The 16,710-nt window shown below is 67.1% G+C and carries 17 protein-coding genes; 9 read left to right on the top strand and 8 right to left on the bottom strand.

Going from position 1 to position 16,710, the window contains the following annotated elements:
* Nucleotides 1–3: 3 nt before the first annotated feature.
* The 6 genes from ACFUEJ_RS15990 to ACFUEJ_RS15965 all read right to left on the bottom strand — a co-directional run bounded on the left by ACFUEJ_RS15990 (nucleotide 4) and on the right by ACFUEJ_RS15965 (nucleotide 6,082).
* A complete protein-coding gene (locus tag ACFUEJ_RS15990) occupies nucleotides 4–879 on the bottom strand; it encodes an ABC transporter permease (protein WP_280359982.1) in 876 nt (291 codons plus the stop codon).
* A 124-nt stretch (nucleotides 880–1,003) separates the two neighbouring features.
* Complete coding sequence (locus ACFUEJ_RS15985) at nucleotides 1,004–2,332, bottom strand: alpha/beta hydrolase domain-containing protein (protein ID WP_388030507.1); 1,329 nt, start codon at nucleotides 2,330–2,332, stop codon at nucleotides 1,004–1,006.
* A gap of 8 nt (nucleotides 2,333–2,340) precedes the next feature.
* On the bottom strand, nucleotides 2,341–2,730 hold the full coding sequence (locus ACFUEJ_RS15980; RefSeq protein ID WP_065629690.1) for a carboxymuconolactone decarboxylase family protein: 390 nt from the start codon (nucleotides 2,728–2,730) through the stop codon (nucleotides 2,341–2,343).
* Nucleotides 2,727–3,608, bottom strand: coding sequence for an NAD(P)-dependent oxidoreductase (locus ACFUEJ_RS15975; protein WP_388030504.1), 882 nt, complete (start codon nucleotides 3,606–3,608; stop codon nucleotides 2,727–2,729). The genes ACFUEJ_RS15980 and ACFUEJ_RS15975 overlap by 4 nt, the downstream gene beginning before the upstream one ends.
* Nucleotides 3,605–4,345 carry an SDR family oxidoreductase gene (locus tag ACFUEJ_RS15970; protein WP_065629688.1) on the bottom strand — a complete coding sequence of 247 codons (741 nt, stop codon included), beginning with the start codon at nucleotides 4,343–4,345 and terminating at the stop codon, nucleotides 3,605–3,607. Before ACFUEJ_RS15970 ends, ACFUEJ_RS15975 begins: the two co-directional genes overlap by 4 nt.
* A 270-nt stretch (nucleotides 4,346–4,615) precedes the next feature.
* Nucleotides 4,616–6,082: an aldehyde dehydrogenase gene (locus ACFUEJ_RS15965; RefSeq protein ID WP_388030500.1), complete on the bottom strand. Its 1,467-nt coding sequence runs from the start codon at nucleotides 6,080–6,082 to the stop codon at nucleotides 4,616–4,618.
* Between the two features lie 64 nt (nucleotides 6,083–6,146).
* Between ACFUEJ_RS15965 and ACFUEJ_RS15960 the strand changes: the two genes are divergently transcribed.
* From ACFUEJ_RS15960 to ACFUEJ_RS15925, 8 genes are read left to right on the top strand one after another with little or no spacing between them, the layout of a single operon-like run.
* Nucleotides 6,147–6,728 (top strand): TetR/AcrR family transcriptional regulator, encoded by a 582-nt coding sequence (locus ACFUEJ_RS15960; RefSeq protein ID WP_033206302.1) that lies wholly within the window; start codon nucleotides 6,147–6,149, stop codon nucleotides 6,726–6,728.
* A complete protein-coding gene (locus tag ACFUEJ_RS15955; protein WP_388030497.1) occupies nucleotides 6,728–7,972 on the top strand; it encodes a cytochrome P450 in 1,245 nt (414 codons plus the stop codon). The genes ACFUEJ_RS15960 and ACFUEJ_RS15955 overlap by 1 nt, the downstream gene beginning before the upstream one ends.
* Entirely contained in the window at nucleotides 7,972–8,784 is an 813-nt protein-coding gene (locus tag ACFUEJ_RS15950; RefSeq protein WP_065629686.1) for an SDR family oxidoreductase, read from the top strand. Before ACFUEJ_RS15955 ends, ACFUEJ_RS15950 begins: the two co-directional genes overlap by 1 nt.
* Nucleotides 8,781–10,148 carry a cytochrome P450 gene (locus tag ACFUEJ_RS15945; RefSeq protein WP_159371370.1) on the top strand — a complete coding sequence of 456 codons (1,368 nt, stop codon included), beginning with the start codon at nucleotides 8,781–8,783 and terminating at the stop codon, nucleotides 10,146–10,148. Before ACFUEJ_RS15950 ends, ACFUEJ_RS15945 begins: the two co-directional genes overlap by 4 nt.
* Nucleotides 10,148–10,339 (top strand): ferredoxin, encoded by a 192-nt coding sequence (locus tag ACFUEJ_RS15940; RefSeq protein ID WP_058252397.1) that lies wholly within the window; start codon nucleotides 10,148–10,150, stop codon nucleotides 10,337–10,339. The genes ACFUEJ_RS15945 and ACFUEJ_RS15940 overlap by 1 nt, the downstream gene beginning before the upstream one ends.
* A 54-nt stretch (nucleotides 10,340–10,393) precedes the next feature.
* Nucleotides 10,394–10,939 carry a hypothetical protein gene (locus ACFUEJ_RS15935; protein ID WP_058252396.1) on the top strand — a complete coding sequence of 182 codons (546 nt, stop codon included), beginning with the start codon at nucleotides 10,394–10,396 and terminating at the stop codon, nucleotides 10,937–10,939.
* 6 nt (nucleotides 10,940–10,945) lie between these two features.
* Nucleotides 10,946–12,214 (top strand): hypothetical protein, encoded by a 1,269-nt coding sequence (locus tag ACFUEJ_RS15930; RefSeq protein ID WP_388030492.1) that lies wholly within the window; start codon nucleotides 10,946–10,948, stop codon nucleotides 12,212–12,214.
* Nucleotides 12,211–13,119 (top strand): SDR family NAD(P)-dependent oxidoreductase, encoded by a 909-nt coding sequence (locus ACFUEJ_RS15925; RefSeq protein ID WP_265968267.1) that lies wholly within the window; start codon nucleotides 12,211–12,213, stop codon nucleotides 13,117–13,119. The genes ACFUEJ_RS15930 and ACFUEJ_RS15925 overlap by 4 nt, the downstream gene beginning before the upstream one ends.
* Before the next feature lie 420 nt (nucleotides 13,120–13,539).
* On the opposite strand, the gene ACFUEJ_RS15920 is transcribed toward ACFUEJ_RS15925, so the two are convergent.
* Together ACFUEJ_RS15920 and ACFUEJ_RS15915 are read right to left on the bottom strand one after the other, a co-directional pair.
* Entirely contained in the window at nucleotides 13,540–14,538 is a 999-nt protein-coding gene (locus tag ACFUEJ_RS15920) for an NAD-dependent epimerase/dehydratase family protein (RefSeq protein WP_388030489.1), read from the bottom strand.
* A 3-nt stretch (nucleotides 14,539–14,541) separates the two neighbouring features.
* Nucleotides 14,542–15,594, bottom strand: a complete 1,053-nt coding sequence (locus ACFUEJ_RS15915; protein ID WP_388030486.1) for a phosphotransferase family protein — start codon at nucleotides 15,592–15,594, stop codon at nucleotides 14,542–14,544.
* Nucleotides 15,595–15,843: 249 nt separating this feature from the next.
* Here ACFUEJ_RS15915 and ACFUEJ_RS15910 point away from each other — a divergent pair, with 249 nt between their 5' ends.
* The gene (locus ACFUEJ_RS15910; protein WP_338855696.1) at nucleotides 15,844–16,707 is read left to right on the top strand and encodes a mycofactocin-coupled SDR family oxidoreductase; all 864 of its coding nucleotides are present in this window, start codon (nucleotides 15,844–15,846) and stop codon (nucleotides 16,705–16,707) included.
* Nucleotides 16,708–16,710 lie beyond the last annotated feature (3 nt).

Here is a 16,710-nt window from a genome sequence, read left to right as displayed (position 1 = left end):
CACTCACCTACCTTCGAATCCGTTGCGCCACGACAGGAACCGACGCTCGAGTATTCGCACGCCGATGTCGGTGAGCAGTCCGAGTACCGCGTAGATCACCAGGACCAGGAAGATCTGATCGGTGCGTAGGTACTCCTTGGCGTCGTTCATCAGGAAGCCCAGACCGACCGGGGTGGTCTGCATCTCCGCGACGACCAGGACGAGCCAACCGATGCCCAGCGCCTGTCGTAGCCCGACGAAGATCTGCGGTAGTGCGCCCGGCAGGACCACGTATCGCACGAGTTCGAAACGCGTCAGCTCCAGCGATTCGGCGGCTTCGATGAGCTTCTGGTCCACGCCCCGGATGCCGGCGAGGAAGTTGAGATAGATGGGGAAGATCGGGGCGACGATGATCAGGGCGATCTTGAACGAGTCGCCGATCCCGAACCAGATGATGAAGACCGGGACGAGGGCCACGGCGGGCATCATCCGCAGCACCTGGACCGGTGCGTTGACCAGGTCTTCGGCGACCTTGAAGAGGCCGGCGGCCGCGCCGAGCACCGCGCCGATGGCGATCCCGATCGCCAGTCCGATCGCGACGCGCCGCCCCGACGCGGCCAGATGGGTCCAGAGTTCACCGGTGCTGATCAGTTCCCAGCCCGCCTCGACCACCTCGGTGGGTGCGGGGGTGGTCGCGCCGAGCCATCCCCGCGCGCCGACCTGCCAGATGACGACGACCAGGATCAGGCCGATGGACTGACGGAGCGTGCGTGTGGCGGCGTGACGGGAGAGCCGTCGCCGACGTACTCGGGCCGCCGGGCCGTCGGACGGCACGTCGACGGGCCCGGCCGCGGACGGCACGGGGGCGACACCGACCGGTGTCGTGAGTTCTAGAGTCATCGAAATCCGCCTGGGAGAGGGCTGGCAGGACTTCTGGGACGCTACTGAGAACTCGACTCCACCGGCACCGTTGGAGTCATGGTGATTTTCAAACCGCCGCGCGTCGAGACGATTCGGCGGACGGTCAGTTCGGGATCAGGTCCGGATTGGCGTCGGCGAGCAGCTCGTCACGGTCCTCGGCGAGGACGAATCCGCCCGCGATGGCGGCGTCGGCGGCGTTCCGGTAGTGCTTCTCGTATTCGTCGCGCGTTCCGTACCGGGCCGCCAACGCGTCGGCGGGTACAGGGAATGTCGTGCCGAACAGCAGGCAGATGCGGGAGACGGGGTCGGCGACGATCCCGCTGAGGACCTGGGTCGGTGCGTCGACGCACGGCGTCCGGACCCCGCCCCGGACGTTGCCGATGTCGTCCAGCTCGAACACGGGGTCGGCGCCGTCGATGTCCCGGAGGGCCAGCGGGGCGGCTGCCGGCGGCGGATTGCCACCGTCGGCCCAGGATCGCAGGTGCCGCAACGCAGCCCGCAGGACGAAACGCTGCTGACCCCGGTTGACGGGGTCGGGGCAGCCGAGGAACTCCTCGAAGTCGCCGACCTGGTGCAGGTCGGCGTGGGACGTGCCCGCCATTTCCCACACGCGTAACCGGTCGGAATCCGGTTGCCGCGCAGTGTGATAACGGAAGTTGGTCAGGACGTCGGTCTCGGTCTGCACCACGAACACCGGTGCGTCGAGGTCGGCGCGGATCGTGGTGGGCTCGCGCCCGAAGACGGTCGCCACGTCGATGCCCGAACCGACCTCGCCTGCGGGCAACCCGGCGGCCGCGCGGCTGTGGATGAGGTATCCGTCGAACGGCGCCGCATCCGGGCCGATGGCGTTCACGTAGGTCGTCAGGGCCATCGCCGACTGTGATTCGCCGATCGCGAGCACGGTGGCGACCGTCAGGCCCGCGAGGGGATGGTCGGCCCCAGCGGTGTCCCGGGCGGCCCGTCCGATCGAGCTGAAGATGTCGTAACAGTACGCATCACCAGGATGGTGGAGTCCGGCATACCGTTCCGGGTCCTTGGCGGCGAGACTCTGCGGCGCACCGGTCGCGACGCCGACCGAGCCCGTGCCGCCCTCCACTCCGACGAACTGGGCCGAGACCCCGATCCAGGCGTGCCCGGAACGGACCAGTTCAGCAGCCACATAGGAGTATTCGGGGGCGGCGTCGGCGCCACTGCTGACGTTCAGCCACTCGACGACAACGCAGCCGCTGAACGTCGCGGGCTCCGCTGGGCGTCGGACGACGACCCGGGTCGTGAACTCGGCGGCGGGCGCGGGCGGGTCCCCGACGATCTTCTCGGCCACCCCCGACGCCGCGTACTCGATGTCGGTGTATCCGGCCGCGGCGAGGTCGGGGAGGGGAGAGGCGCTGAGCAACGAACACCCGTCGCCGCCCTGTAGGACTCGAAACCGCATGGGTCGACTCACTTCTTCTTCCGGTGCTGCTTGATCACCTCACCGAACATGAAGTGCATCTTGGTGCCCTGCGGCCAGCCTACGTAGTAGCAGAGGAAGAGGCTGATCTCCTCGAGCTGCTCTGGGGTGAGCTCTCCGTTCCCGAGTGCGGCACCGGCCTGGATCTCGGCGACGTCGATGTTGTTGCTCGCGGCGAGCGCGCCGAGCAGGAGCAGCCGACGATCACGGTTGGACAGACCGTCTCGCGCCCACACATTGCCGAACACCTGGTCGGCGGTGTGTGCGAAGTAGTCGCCCGGGCCGTCGCTCACCTCCCAGCCGTAGACCTCTGACATCTTGGCGAGGCCGCGCTTGCGTGCCTCGTCGGGTGCGTCGTCGGAGATGTTGGAACGGGTCATGCTGGTTCTCCTTCGAGGTGGGGGACACCGAGCCCGGTGGCCAGGTTCCGCAACGCGAGCTGCCCGAGGGGCAGGTCGACGCCGAGTTCGTCACCGAGTGCGAGTGCGAGCGTCAGGTCCTTCTCGCCCAGGGTACGGACGCCGTTGAGGATTCCGTACCAGGGATCGTCGCGCTCGACGGGAGCGGTGGTGTCGCGCAACATGATCGCCCCGGCCCCACCGGTCACGGCGTCGGAGTGCCGGACCACCTTGCCGAGCTTGGTGATGTCGATGCCGGCGGCCTCGGCGAGTCGCGCGGCCTCGGTGGTCGCGGTGAACGAGATGAAGTGGAGGAGGTTGCGCGCCAGCTTCATCCGGGTACCCGCGCCGACCTCGGGCCCCGCGTGGACCAGCATGTCGGCGGTGAGCGCGAACGGTTCCTTCAGCTTCTCGTACGCGTCCCGCGGTCCACCGACCATGATCGCGAGGCGGCCCGACGCCGCACCCATCGCACCACCGGAGATCGGTGCGTCGAGCAGAGTCACCTCGCGCGCCGCGCACAGATCCGCCAGTTCGACGGCGGTCTCCGGCGCGATGGTCGAGTGGACGGTGATGACGGTGCCCGGGCGAGCTGCCGACAGCAGGCCGTCCGGACCCGCGACCACGGTTCGGACCTGCGCGTCGTCGAGCACGCAGATGCCGATGATGTCGGCCGACGCGGCGAGATCGGCGAGCGATTCCGCAGCGGTGGCGCCCTTCTCCACGACCTTCGCGACGGCGTCGGACGACAGGTCGAACACCGTCAGCCCACCCGCCCAGGCGGCCAGGCTCCCGGCCATCGGCCCACCGATGTTGCCGAGTCCGACATACCCCAGACGGATGGGGGACGACTCGCTCATGAGCGGATGACCTGGCCGCCGTCGACGTTGAAGATCTGACCGGTGATCCACCCGGCCTCGTCGGACAGCAGGAACAGGCACATTCCGACGAGATCCTCGGGAGTGCCGAAACGCTTCAGCGGCAGCCGGTTCACGATGTCGGCGACCATCTCCTTGGGCGTCGTGCTCCGGGTTGCCTCGGTGTCGATGGGCCCCGGGGCGATCGCATTGACGCGGATGTTCTGCCCGCCGAGTTCGGTGGCGAGCTGCTGGGTCAGGCCGTTGACGCCGACCTTGGCCAGCCCGTAGAAGCCGCTGTACAGCCATGCGGCGGTCGAGGACTGGTTGACGATGGCGCCACCGCCGTTGGTCATGTGCGGGTAGACCGCCCGGGTCACGTTGAGTGCACCGTCGAGGTTCACGCTCATGAACTTCTTGTAATAGTCCCAGGGCACGGTGATGAGGAAGTCGAGTTTCATCCCGCCGTAGATCGCGGCGTTGTTCACCAGACCGTCGATCGAACCGTAGGCGTCGACGGTGGCGGCGGCGAGCGCCTTCGCCGAATCCTCGTCCGCGACATCGGTGCTGACGTACAGTCCGCCGATGTCGGCCGCGACCTGCTTGCCCTTCTCGTCGGCGAGGTCGGCGACCACGACGTTCGCGCCCTCCGCGGCGAGGGCACGCGCATAGGCCTCGCCGATCCCGCCGGCGGCGCCGGTGACGATGATGGTCTTGTTCTCGAAACGCTTGGAACTCATTGTCCTGCTTTCTGTGTGGTGTCGTGTGGGCTTCGGGTGGTCTTCGGGTGGACCCTTCGTGACGGCCCTCCGCAAGCTCCGGGCCTCCTCAGGGGGCGGGGTGGGTGACGGCCCTCCGCAAGCTCCGGGCCTCCTCAGGGGGCGTTCTCTGCTCCCTGAGGTGCGAGGAGCGATAGCGCGAGGCTTCTGCTCCCTGAGGTGCGAGGAGCGATAGCCGCCGGGCCGAGCAAGCGACGAAGGAGCGCGTCGAGGTCGACGAGCCTCGAAGGGTCACGCCGGGCGGGCGACGGCCTTGGTCTCCAGGTACTCCTCGAAACCGGCGACACCCATCTCGCGGCCGATGCCCGACTGTTTGAAACCGCCGAACGGGACGTCGGCGGAATACCAGATGCCGCCGTTGACGCCCATCGTCCCGGTGCGAACTCCGTTGACGACCTTGTTGATCCGGTCCTCGTCGGACCCGTAGACCATGCCCGACAACCCGTACGGCGAGTCGTTGGCGATGCGGATCGCGTCGTCGTCGCCGTCGTGGGGGATGATAACGAGCACCGGGCCGAAGATCTCCTCCTGCGCCACCCGCGCCGAGTTGTCCAGACCCGAGATCAGGGTCGGCTCGACGAAGAATCCGGCGGGCCTGTCGGCGGGACGGCCACCGCCGATCTCGATCGTGCCGCCCTCACTGGTGGCGAGTTCGATGTAGGACTCGATGCGCTGGCGCTGCCGGGCCGAGATGACCGGTCCGCAGATGGTGCCGCCGTCGGTCGGGTCCCCGGCGGGCAGGCCCGCCATCGCGTCGCGGGTGGCGGCGATCGCCTCGTCGAGGCTGCCGCGCGGCACCACGAGACGCGTCGTGATCGCGCACCCCTGGCCGGCATGGGTGACGACGTTGAACGCGGCCATGGCGCAGGCGGATCCGATTTCGGCGTCGTCGAGGACGATGAAGGCCGACTTGCCGCCCAGCTCCAGGAACACCTTCTTCAGCGACTCGGAGGCGGCCGCCATCACCTTCTTGCCCGTCGCCGTGGAGCCGGTGAACGAGACCAGGTCGACGCGCGGGTCGGTGCTGAGCTGGGCGCCGAGCTGATGGTCGGTCGAGGTGACGATGTTGAGGACGCCCGGCGGGAAGTCCGTCTCCTCGGCGACCACCTTGCCGACGAGCGCCGCACACCACGGGGTGTCGGGCGCGGGCTTGAGCACCACCGTGCACCCGGCGGCGAGGGCGGGTCCGATCTTGGCGAAATTGATCTGGTGCGGGAAGTTCCACGGGGTGATCGCGCCGACGACGCCGACCGCCTCCGAGCGCAGCTCACGGTGGTTCTTCAGTCCCATGGGTTTCGCGGTGCCGAGGTCGCGAGTCCACTCGTAGCTCTCGGCGAGGTCGGCGAAGTAGCCGAGATCGGTGACGGGTCCCTCGAACTGCGGGCCGTGGGTGAGGAACGACGGGCACCCGACCTCGGCGATGGTGAGCTCTCGGAACTCGTCGCCGTGGGCGAGCAGTGCGTCGCGCAGTTGACGCAGGCAGCGAGCGCGGAAGGCGTGATCGCGCGACCAGTCGGTGGTGTCGAAGGCGGTGCGAGCGGCGGCGATGGCGGCATCCATGTCGGCCGCGGTGGCGTCGGCCGCCTGCCCGATGACCTCCTCGGTCGCGGGATTGACGACGTCGAAGACGCCACCGCTCCCGGGGGTGAGCTTGCCGTCGATCAACAGATCCGACGCGGATTCGGGGCGAAGAGGCATGAGCTGGAACTCCATCTGGACAGGTGTCTGGACTCGCGTTCAAACCTAGTGTAGCGTGGCTCACATGTCCAGCCCCGTGTCTCAGGAATCCACTCGTCGCAGGCTGACCCAGCAGCAGGCGGAGACGGTCACACGTCTCACCGATGCCGCGGTCGACGTGCTGAACGCCGAGGGTTTCGACGGTCTGACCGTGCGGTCGGTGGCCAAGATCGCCGGGGTCGCGCCGGCTACCGCCTACACCTACTTCTCGTCGAAGAGTCACCTCGTCGCCGAGGTGTTCTGGCGTCGCCTCTCGGCCGGGGTGCTCGAACCGGATCCCGGTGCACCGCGGAGTGAGCGCGTCGCGCAGGTGCTCCGCGAGGTCGCGCTGGTCGTGGCCGGCGAGGGGCAGCTGGGTGGTGCGGTCACGGTGGCCCTGCTGGGCAGTGACCCCGACGTCGAACACCTGCGCGTGCGGATCGGCGCATTCATCCGGCGTCGTCTCGCCGCCGCCCTCGAAGAGGACCCGGAAAACCCGGGCCCGCTGCTCGACGCCCTGGAGATGATCTACTCCGGCGGCCTGGTCTATGCCGGTATGGGGCACATGACCTACGAGCAGACCTCCGAACGTCTTGTCGCAGCCGCACATCTACTGATGGAGAAGTGATGACCGAAACGACGGCGGTGTCGGGGATGGAGCACGAGCTCCCCTTCGACCCGTATGCCTATGATTTCCACGAGGATCCCTACCCGACCTATTCCCGTCTCCGCGCGGAGGCGCCGGTCTACTACCACGGCGGGATGAACTTCTGGGCGCTCGCCGGACACGCCGACGTCCGTGCCGCATTCCGTGACACACAACGACTCTCGAACAGCTGGGGCGTGTCGATGGACCCGTCGGCGTACGGTCCCGACGCGCACAAGTCGATGTCGTTCCTCGCCATGGACGACCCCAAGCACATGCGTATCCGCAAACTGGTCTCCAAGGGCTTCACGCCTCGCCGCGTCAACGAACTCACCGGCAGGATCACCGCCCTCACCCATCAGCATTGGAGCAGATGTCTCGACAAGGGCGAGTTCGACTTCGTGCACGACTTCGCCGCCCTGCTCCCGATGGACGTCGTGTCCGAACTGCTGGGAGTGCCCGAAGCCGATCGCACCCGGCTGCGCCACCAGTCCGACCTGCTGTTGCATCGCGAGGACGGCGACCTCGACCTTCCCGAGGCGGCGGTGTGCGCGTACATCGAACTGCACAAGTACTATTCGGAGCTCATCGCCGACCGTCGCAAGAACCCCGGCGAGGATCTGGTCTCGGCCCTCATCGCGGCCGAGATCGACGACGACGAGACCGGTGAGAAGACGAAGCTCACCGAGGACGAGATCGTCGGGTTCATGGTTCTGATGGTGGTGGCGGGCAACGAGACCACCACCAAACTGCTTGCCAACGCCCTGTATTGGGGCTGGCGCAATCCGGACGAGCTCGCCAAGGTCTTCGCCGACCCGGAAGTCGTCGTCCCGGACTGGACCGAGGAGACGCTGCGCTACGACAACTCGACGCAGATCGTCGTGCGGCGGGTGATCGAGGATGCCCCTTATGGCGACTTCGTGATCCCGGCGGGCGAGCGCGTACTCCTGCTCGTCGGTTCGGCGAACCGCGACGTCGAGGTGTTCGGCGCCGACGCCGACCGGTACGAGATCGGCCGCGACTGCGCCCAGTCCCTGATGAGTTTCGGCCTGGGCGCCCACTTCTGCCTCGGGGCGCACCTCGCGCGCCTCGAGGCCAACATCGGCCTGACCGAGGTGATCAAGTCGATCCGGGCAGTGGAGGTCGATGCCGACAAGGCGGTACGGGTCCACTCGGTGAACGTGCGCGGCTTCGCCGAGCTCCCGGTGAAGGTGACGGTGCGCTGATGGCTTTCCGTCCTCATCCCGAGCGCCGACCGGTCCTCGTCGCGGGCGCGTCGTCGGGCATCGGCGCCGCCACCGCCGAATTTCTCTCCGCTGCCGGCCATCCCGTCGCGCTCGCCGCCCGCCGGGTGGAGAAGTTGCAGGAACTCGCCGACAAGATCACCGCTGCAGGTGGCGAGGCCGTCGCAGTTCCGCTCGACGTCACCGACGAGCAATCCGTGCTCGACTGCGTGGCGAAGGCCGAAGCTGCTCTCGGGCCGTTGGAGATCGTCGTCGCCGGTGCGGGCGATCTCGCAGTCGGACTATCCTATGAGACCGGTACCGACCATTTCGCGGATCAGATCAACATCCATCTCACCGGCGCCTACCGCATCTACCGCGCCGTGATCGCCGGCATGATCGACCGCACCCGAGGAGATTTCGTGTTCATCGGCTCCGATGTGGCGATACATCCGCGGCCCTGGTCGTCGGCGTACGTCGCAGCCAAGTCCGGCATCGATGGGCTGGTGGCGACCATTCAGCTCGAGCTCGAGGGAACCGGTGTCCGTGCGGGAGTCGTGCGGCCCGGGCAGACACTCACCGGCATGGGGATGAACCTCGACCCGAAGACGACCGAGAACATGCTGAACGACTGGATCACACACGGTCTGGCCCGTCATGGCAACTTCCTCTCGCCCGAACACATCGCGCAGGCCGTCGCCGCCATGGTGACCATGCCTCGCGGTGCGCACATGCGGTCGGTCGAGGTGGAGGCCGAAGGCGCGGTCAGCGACAAGAAACGACAGGCAGCACAGGAGAAGGGGACGGATGGATGACCGCCATCACCGAATCAGGCCTGAAACAACCGAATCGCGTCTCGGGTGGCGAGGGCGAACACGGACATCTCGACGAACTCGCCACCGATCCGCTCGCACTGTTCTGGCGCGTGCGGGAGGAATGCGGGGACGTCGGCATGTTCCAACTCGCCGACCGTGAGGTTGTTCTCGTCTCCGGATCGGCCGCGAACGAGGAATTTTTCCGCGCCCCCGAGGAGGACCTCGACCAGGCCGCCGCCTACCCGTTCATGACACCGGTCTTCGGCGAGGGCGTCGTGTTCGACACCAGTCCCGAGGAACGATCCAAGGCGATCCACAACTCGGCGCTCAAGGGCGCACACATGAAGCAGCACGCGGTGACCATTCCCAACGAGGTCGAACGGATCATCGCCGAGTGGGGCGACGAGGGCGAGATCGATCTGCTGGACTTCTTCGCCGAGCTGACCCTCTACACGTCGTCGTCGTGCCTCATCGGGCGGAAGTTCCGGGAGCGGCTCAACGGGCACATCGCCCACCTGTTCCACGATCTCGAGAAGGGCACGGACCCGATCGCCTACGTTGACTACAACGCCGACATCGAGAGCTTCCGCAAGCGCGACGAGGCCCGGGCAGAACTGGTCGAGTTCATCCAGGGCGTGATGGACGAACGGATCGCGAATCCGACCGAGGACAAGGAAGATCGCGACCTGATGGACGTCCTCGTCCAGGTCGGATTCGACGCCAACACCATCACCGGCATGTTCATCTCGATGATGTTCGCGGGCCACCACACGACGTCGGGCACCGCCGCGTGGACCCTCATCGAACTGCTGCGCAACCCCGACTACATGCAACGCGTGTACGAGGAGCTCGACGAGATCTACGGCGAGACCCCGCCCGGCGAGCGCCCGGAATACACCTTTGCGCACACCCGTCAGATGCCACAGCTCGAGAACGCGCTCAAAGAAGCGCTGCGGCTGCACCCGCCGCTCATCATCCTCATGCGCGTGGTGCAGAACGACTTCCACGTCGAGGACTTCGAGGTGAAGGCCGGGCAGTCGATCGCCGTCTCGCCGGCGATCTCCAACCGGCTGCCCGAGGACTTCCCCGAGGCGGACACCTTCGACCCCGACCGTTACGACAAACCGCGGCAGGAGGATCTGGTCAATCGCTGGACCTGGATCCCCTTCGGCGCCGGTCGTCACCGTTGCGTCGGTGCGCAATTCGCGATCATGCAACTGAAGGCCATCTTCTCGGTGCTCTTCCAGAACTACGAGTTCGAGATGTTGCAGCCGCCGGAGAGCTACCGCAACGACCACTCGAAGATGGTGGTCCAGCTGCAGCAACCCTGCCGCGTCGCCTACCGCAAGCGTCAGGACGCGTGATGCGCGTCGAGGTGGACCTGGACCTCTGCCAGGGACATGGGATGTGTGAGCTCGAGGCGCCCGAGGTCTTCGCCGCGCACACCGATCATGTGGAGATCCTCGACGCGACCCCGGACGAATCCCAGCGCGCCGAGGTCGAGGCCGGCGTGCACTACTGCCCGACTCAGGCCCTTCGGATCATCGAGGACTGAGCTCCGACCACGTCGCCCACGCAAGACCCGAACGATCGAATAAAGGTGGAACACATGTCTTTTGACCGTGCCGAACTCGACGAGATGAAGGAGCGGTGGCTCGCCGCCAACATCGAGGCCGAAAAGGCGGGGGACTGGAAGCCCCTGGCCGACTTCTACACCGAGGATGCCACCTACGGGTGGAACTACGGCCCCAACAAGGATTTCATGGCCGTCGGCCGCGAGGAGATCCGCGAGCTCGCCCTCGGACAGGAGATGGAGGGTCTGCAGGGGTGGGAGTACCCGTACCAGGCGTGGGTCATCGATGACCAGACCGGCGACATGATCGGACTGTGGAAGCAGATCTACGAGGGCACACGCGACGACGGCAGCCACTACGCCCTCGAGGGCATCCAGGGTAGCTGGTTCAAGTACGGAGGAAATTTCCAGTTCCGTTGGCAGCGTGACTTCTTCGACTACGGCAACGTCTCGGCTCTCTTCATCGAGATGATGAAGAACAACGCGATGAGTGAGCCGATGCTCAAGCGTGTGGAGAAGTCGGCGCCGGGTGATCTGCCGGGTTGGTACGACTTCGGCAAGGCCCCGGTCGCGTTCTGGTGAACTGACATGACTTCCACAGCCCCGACCTACCAAGGTCTGAGTCAGGATCAGCTCGCCGTGCTCGTACCGGAACTGCTGCTGTCGGGTCAGATGATCGACCGCAGCGGCATGGCGCATCTCATCAGCGCCTTCGGCAGGGACGTGATGGGCAAGGTCGCCATCGAGGAGTGGATGGCCGCGAGTCCGGTCTACACGCATCGCATGCGTACGGCCCTGGGTATCGACGGCGACGGTGTCGAGGACATGTTCAAGTGTCTGCAACTCGACATCGGTGCGCCACCCCAGTTCATGGACTTCCGATACCGCATCGACGACGAGTACCACGGGTCGTTCGTGCTCGATCACTGCGGCGCGCTGCTCGACGTCGAACCCCTCGGCGACGACTACGTGACCACCATGTGCCACGACATCGAGGACCCCACCTTCGATGCGACGGCGATCGCGACCAACCGGCGCGCACGAATCCGTCCGGTTCATCGCCCCCCGCGTCGACCGGTCGATCGCACGCCGCACTGTGAGTGGACGGTCACGATCGAACCGGATCGAGACGAGCTGCCGCTCCCACCGGATTCGGTCGACATGTTCGAGACGAGGGCCGGTCAACTCGTCCTGTCGGCCATCGACACCACGGAGACCGACGGCTGGGTCGACTACCGCGGCCCGCTCGTCGAGGATCTGCAGTTCGCGGAGTGGTCGACGTCGGCTCTGGTGCGGATCGCCGAAGAGGTTGCGCTGCAACACCAGTTGCTGTCGCTGGGCTTCCTCGTCAGCCTGCGCAGGTATGCCGAGAGCGAGGCGCAGACCACCGAGATCTTCCGCAAGCAGCTGATCGGCATCGCCGGACTCGCTGCCGACCGGATTCGCGTCGCGCTCGATCTGTCCGCCGACGCCGCAGGTCTCGCCCAGGTACTGGCACTGCATCCGTGTTTCGGTCCGACCCAGTACACGGGACTCACCGCAGAGGCCGACGGGGACACGGTCACCGTCCGAATCCCCCGGGAGTCCGATGCGATGACCGACGGCGGTTGGACGTCGATACTCGATGTCGATCACGTCGAACCGTTGCAGGCGGCGGCGACCGCCGTCGATCCGTATCTCGTCGTCGCGGACGCGACCGAGGCCGACGGCGATCTCGTCGTCCGGATCACCAAGGCGGACACGCCGCAGAAGGAGTACGGTGAGGTGGCCGTCGCACGCTTCAGCGGGGGCGCGAGTTTCGAATTCGTCGACCGCGGGCGGTCGATCCCGATCACGCCGGTGGGCAGCTCGGCGTGACGTCGGGCGGCGGTTGGTCACCTGGCGGCGCGGGACTGGGGGGCCGGGTCGCCGTTGTCGCAGGCGCGACCCGCGGTATCGGACTGGCCGTCTCGTATGCGCTGGCCGGACAGGGAGTCTCGGTCGTCGTCAACGGTCGCGACGGACAGGCCGTCGACGACACCGTCGCCGAGATCCGCGGCGGCGGCGGATATGCCGTGGGCGTTCGCGGGTCCGCGGGTGACGACGGAGTGGCGCAGGCGATGGTCGAGGCGGCGCTGGCGGAGTTCGGTGCCCTCGACATCGCCATCAACTGCGCCGGCATCGCCGAACCTCCCGGTTCGACGGTGCTGACGATCGCTTCCGACGAGTTCCGCGAGCAGATCGACGCCCACCTGATGAGCGCCTTCCATCTCCTACAGGCCGCGGGGAGGGTGTTCGTCGAACAAGGATCGGGGTCGGTCGTGCTCACGGGTTCGGCGGCCTCGCTCGGAATGTTCGGTGGCAGCGGCTATCCCGCGGCGAAGGGCGGCGTCAACGCACTCGCCCTCGCCGCGGCCGCGGACCTCCGGGATCATCACGTACGCGTCAACGTGGTGATGCCGGGAGCGAAGTCGAGGTTGTCCTCCGGCGACGACTACGTCGCCCACATCGAAGGACTCCATCGTCGCGGAATCCTCGACGACCCCACGCGCGACGCGGCGCTCGATCCCGCCCCGCCCGAGTACGTCGCCCCGCTGTACGTGTTCCTGGCCAGTGACGCGGCCGAGCACATCACCGGCGAGATCTTCAGCGCTGCCGGTGGATTCATCGGCCGGTTCGAGTCGCAGCAGGCGAGTTTCGTCGCTTACCGCGACCACAAGGGCACCTCGCCCTACAGTCTCGACGAACTCGCCGGCATCCTGGCCGGGCCCCCTGCGCGTTAAGGCCTCCGCCCTTCGGTCCGAAGGAACGACATCACATCACCCCTGCTCTCTAATCGAAAGAACCGCATCACCCCTGCTCCCTGAGGTGTGAGGGGCGCAAGCGACGACTTTTCTGCTCCCTGAGGTGTGAGGAGCGCAAGCGACGAGCCTCGAAGGGTCCCGTAACCAGTCTCGCCAAGCCCCCAATCTGCTAGCCGAGTCTCGAACCTGCTAGCCGAGCGTGGCGAGGTCACCAGGTGGCTTCGACTCGGCGCCTCGCTGCGCTCGGTGCCGGCTCAACCAGCGGGGGTGGGGTTGATCGTCGGTCTTGCTGCGCTCGGAGCGGGCTCAACGAGCGGGAGTGGTTCGGTGGCGGCTCGACCAGCGGGGGTGGTTCGGTACCGGCTCAATTGGCGGGGGCGGGAGTGGTTCGGTGCCGGATCAACCAACGCGGCGGACGGCGCGTCGTTCGAGCCAGAAGCGGGCACCGTCGGCGATGGCCTCGGTCACCGGGCGTGGATGCCATCCGAGGTCGCGTTCGGCCTTGCCGTGGTCCATCTCGGACATGAAGTGCATCAACCGGACCGAGGGGATCGTCAACTGCACCGGCTTGCGCGTCAGCGCCCCACGGGCGGAACCCACCGCCCCGAAGGTGTACAGCGCAGCGCGGTTGAGAACGACGCGCGGGGGCTGACGACCGGCGGTCGCGGCGGCGATGGCCACGATCTCACCGGTGTCGATGGACCGCTCGGAGACGATGTAGCGTTCGCCGACCTCGCCGCGGTCCGCCGCGAGGAGCAGCGCCTGCGCGGCGTCGTCGATGCCGACCGACTCGGCGCGACAGCCGCGGACGGTGAACGGTAACTTGCCCAGCGCCGCACCGGCAACGAATGCGCCGTGGGGAGTTGGTTGCCAGTCGCCGGGTCCGTAGGTGTTGGCGACGCACATCGCGAGGGCGGGTACCGCGTCGTCCTGCGCTCGACGCCGCACCAGGTCCTCGGCGGCCACGCGACTGCGCACATACTCGGGAGCCCGCGCGGCCCAGTTGAACACATCGTCCTCCGTCGCCCGACGGCCGTCCACCCGCCCGATGGTCGCCGCGGTGCTCGTGAACACGAACTTCCGCAGTGACATCCGGGCTGCGACGTCGAGTACTGAACGCAGGGCCTCGACGTTCGTCCGGTACAGCGGTGCCGGATCGCGCAGCCACGCGCGCGTGTCGACCGCGCAGTGGAACACCACGTCGCAACCGGTCATCGCCCGCGCGACGGCGTCGGCGTCGAAGAGATCGCCGGTCACGTAATCGACGCCGAGACCGGCCAGGGTCCGGAGGTCACTGGTGGGCCGGGTGAACACCCGCACCTCGTCGCCCGCGTCCACGAGCTGCCGAACGAGATGAGAACCGAGAAACCCGTTGCCCCCGATGACCAGTGACGGCACGGTTCACAGCCCTCCGGGTGCGAGATCGTCGATCGCGGCTGCGCTGCGGGACAGCATCGCATCGAACATCGCGTTGCCGCGCTCGGTGGGTTGTGCAGCGGCGGAGCCGAACACGATGATCAGCGGCGCCTGGATCAGGTTGCCGACGTAGTCGTCCCAGCAGTTGTCGAGCGTGTAGTCGCTGACGCCCGCGGTGACCAGCGCCCGATGATACGAGGCGACGATGCCACGCTCGTGCCGGCGCCGATCATCGGTGGTCAGGCTGGTACTCAGCAGGAACGCGATGTCGCGCAGCGGGTTACCGGTGGTGATGGTCTGCCAGTCGATCACCGTGACCTCACCGGACGGTCCGAACAGGACGTTGTCGACCCGGAGGTCGCCGTGGATCAGGGTGGCATTGTCCAGCGGGGCGACCAGCCACTGGCCGGCCTCACGGACGAGCCAGTCGACCGCTGCCGATGACGGACCGATAGGGGAGAAGCGCTCGCGATAGACCTCAGCCATCGGCGCGAGGATCGACTCCATCACTTCCCGGTCGGCGTCGGTGGGCAACGGCATCTCGGCCAGCAGGGTCGGATCGTTCCACCGGGGAGCGTGCAGACCGGCAGTCGCCACGGCTACCGCCTCGGCCTGCGCGGGTGTGCAGCCGGCGATCTGATCGCCCTGCACGGCCGCGCCCATGTCCTCCAGCAGAAGTACGAACTCGGTGCCGCGGTCGGAGATGGTCGCGGCGAAGCAGTCTGGCATCGGCACCGTGAACGACCCGGCGAGGTCGCGGTAGAAGCGCACCTCGTTGCGGAACACCCCCGATCCGAACTCGCGCTGGTCCGGTGACCCGGTCGCGAGCTTCGCGATCATGGTGTCGGGCAATGTCGCTGGGCTGTCGTGCCCGAGGTGGAGGCGATAGGAACCCGCCATCTGCCCGGTTCCCACCGGTTCGGCACCGACCGACTCTACGCTGACGTCGTGACCGTGAGAGCGGAGGAATGAGGTCAACCACGTCGGGGTGAGTTCGTCTATGCAAGTCGGGATTCCGACGGTGTCCGGCACGGGCACGCCCTTTCGATCGAGCTGCGCGGGCCGGGCCGATGTGACCGGGCTCTCCCAGGCCGCTGATCGGACACTACCGAGGAATTGGACTGGTGTCCAGGGAACCGGCGCGGCGGTGTGCAGCTGTGCAGGCCGGCCACGCCGGGCGACCTTGCGAACAGCAAATCCATTCCGCCACACGAAGGATGGCCGTCGGCTAGGCTGCGCGGAGACGCGGCGGCCGGACTCGTGGCCGCCGGGACGAGGAGAGCGCGAGTGAGTACCAGACTCGACGGGAAGGTCGCACTCGTGACGGGCGCGGCACGGGGTCAGGGGCGCAGCCACGCCGTGCGGATGGCCGAGCAGGGCGCCGACATCGTCGCCATCGACATCTGCGATCAGATCACGACGGTCAATTACGCCATGAGCACGCCGGACGACCTGCAGCAGACCGCGAAGATGGTCGACGCGACGGACAGTCGGGTGATCGCGAAGATCGCCGACGTCCGCAGCCGGGACGCCCTGCAGGCCGCGATCGACGACGCGGTGGCGCAGTTCGGCAGACTTGACATCGTCGTGGCCAACGCCGGTATCAGCCCGCTCGGGCCCGAGAGTCCCTCGGTCACCTGGCTGAACACGGTGTCGGTGAATCTCGGTGGGGTGATCAACACCCTCGAGTTGTCTCTGCCGCACCTCGAAGCGGGTGCATCGATCGTCTGCATCGGTTCGATGGCCGCGTTCATGCCGTCGTTCGAGTCCGCGCAGGCCGGGCCGGGTGCAGGCGGTTACGGCCACTCGAAACGAGCGGTGGCGCGACTCGTCAACGACCTCGCCCGGCACCTGGCGCCGAAAGGTATTCGCGTCAACGCGATTCATCCCGGCAACGTCGACACCGCGATGGTGCATCACGACGAGATCTACCGGCTGTTCCGACCCGATCTCGAGAAGCCGGTCTACGACGACGTCAAGGACGTCTTCGCGTCGTTGCACGCGATGCCGGTGGACCTGCTCGCGCCGGAGGATGTCACCGAGGCGGTCCTCTACCTGGTGTCCGATGCTGCCCGGTACGTGACCGGTCAACAGCTCCGGGTCGAGGCGGGCGCGTTGCTGAACTCGGTGCCACCCGGCGTGCCCGACTGACGG

It is taken from the genome of Gordonia sp. NPDC057258 (genome assembly GCF_042668985.1).
GTDB lineage: Bacteria > Actinomycetota > Actinomycetes > Mycobacteriales > Mycobacteriaceae > Gordonia > Gordonia hongkongensis.
This window is presented reverse-complemented; position numbering and strand designations above follow the sequence as displayed.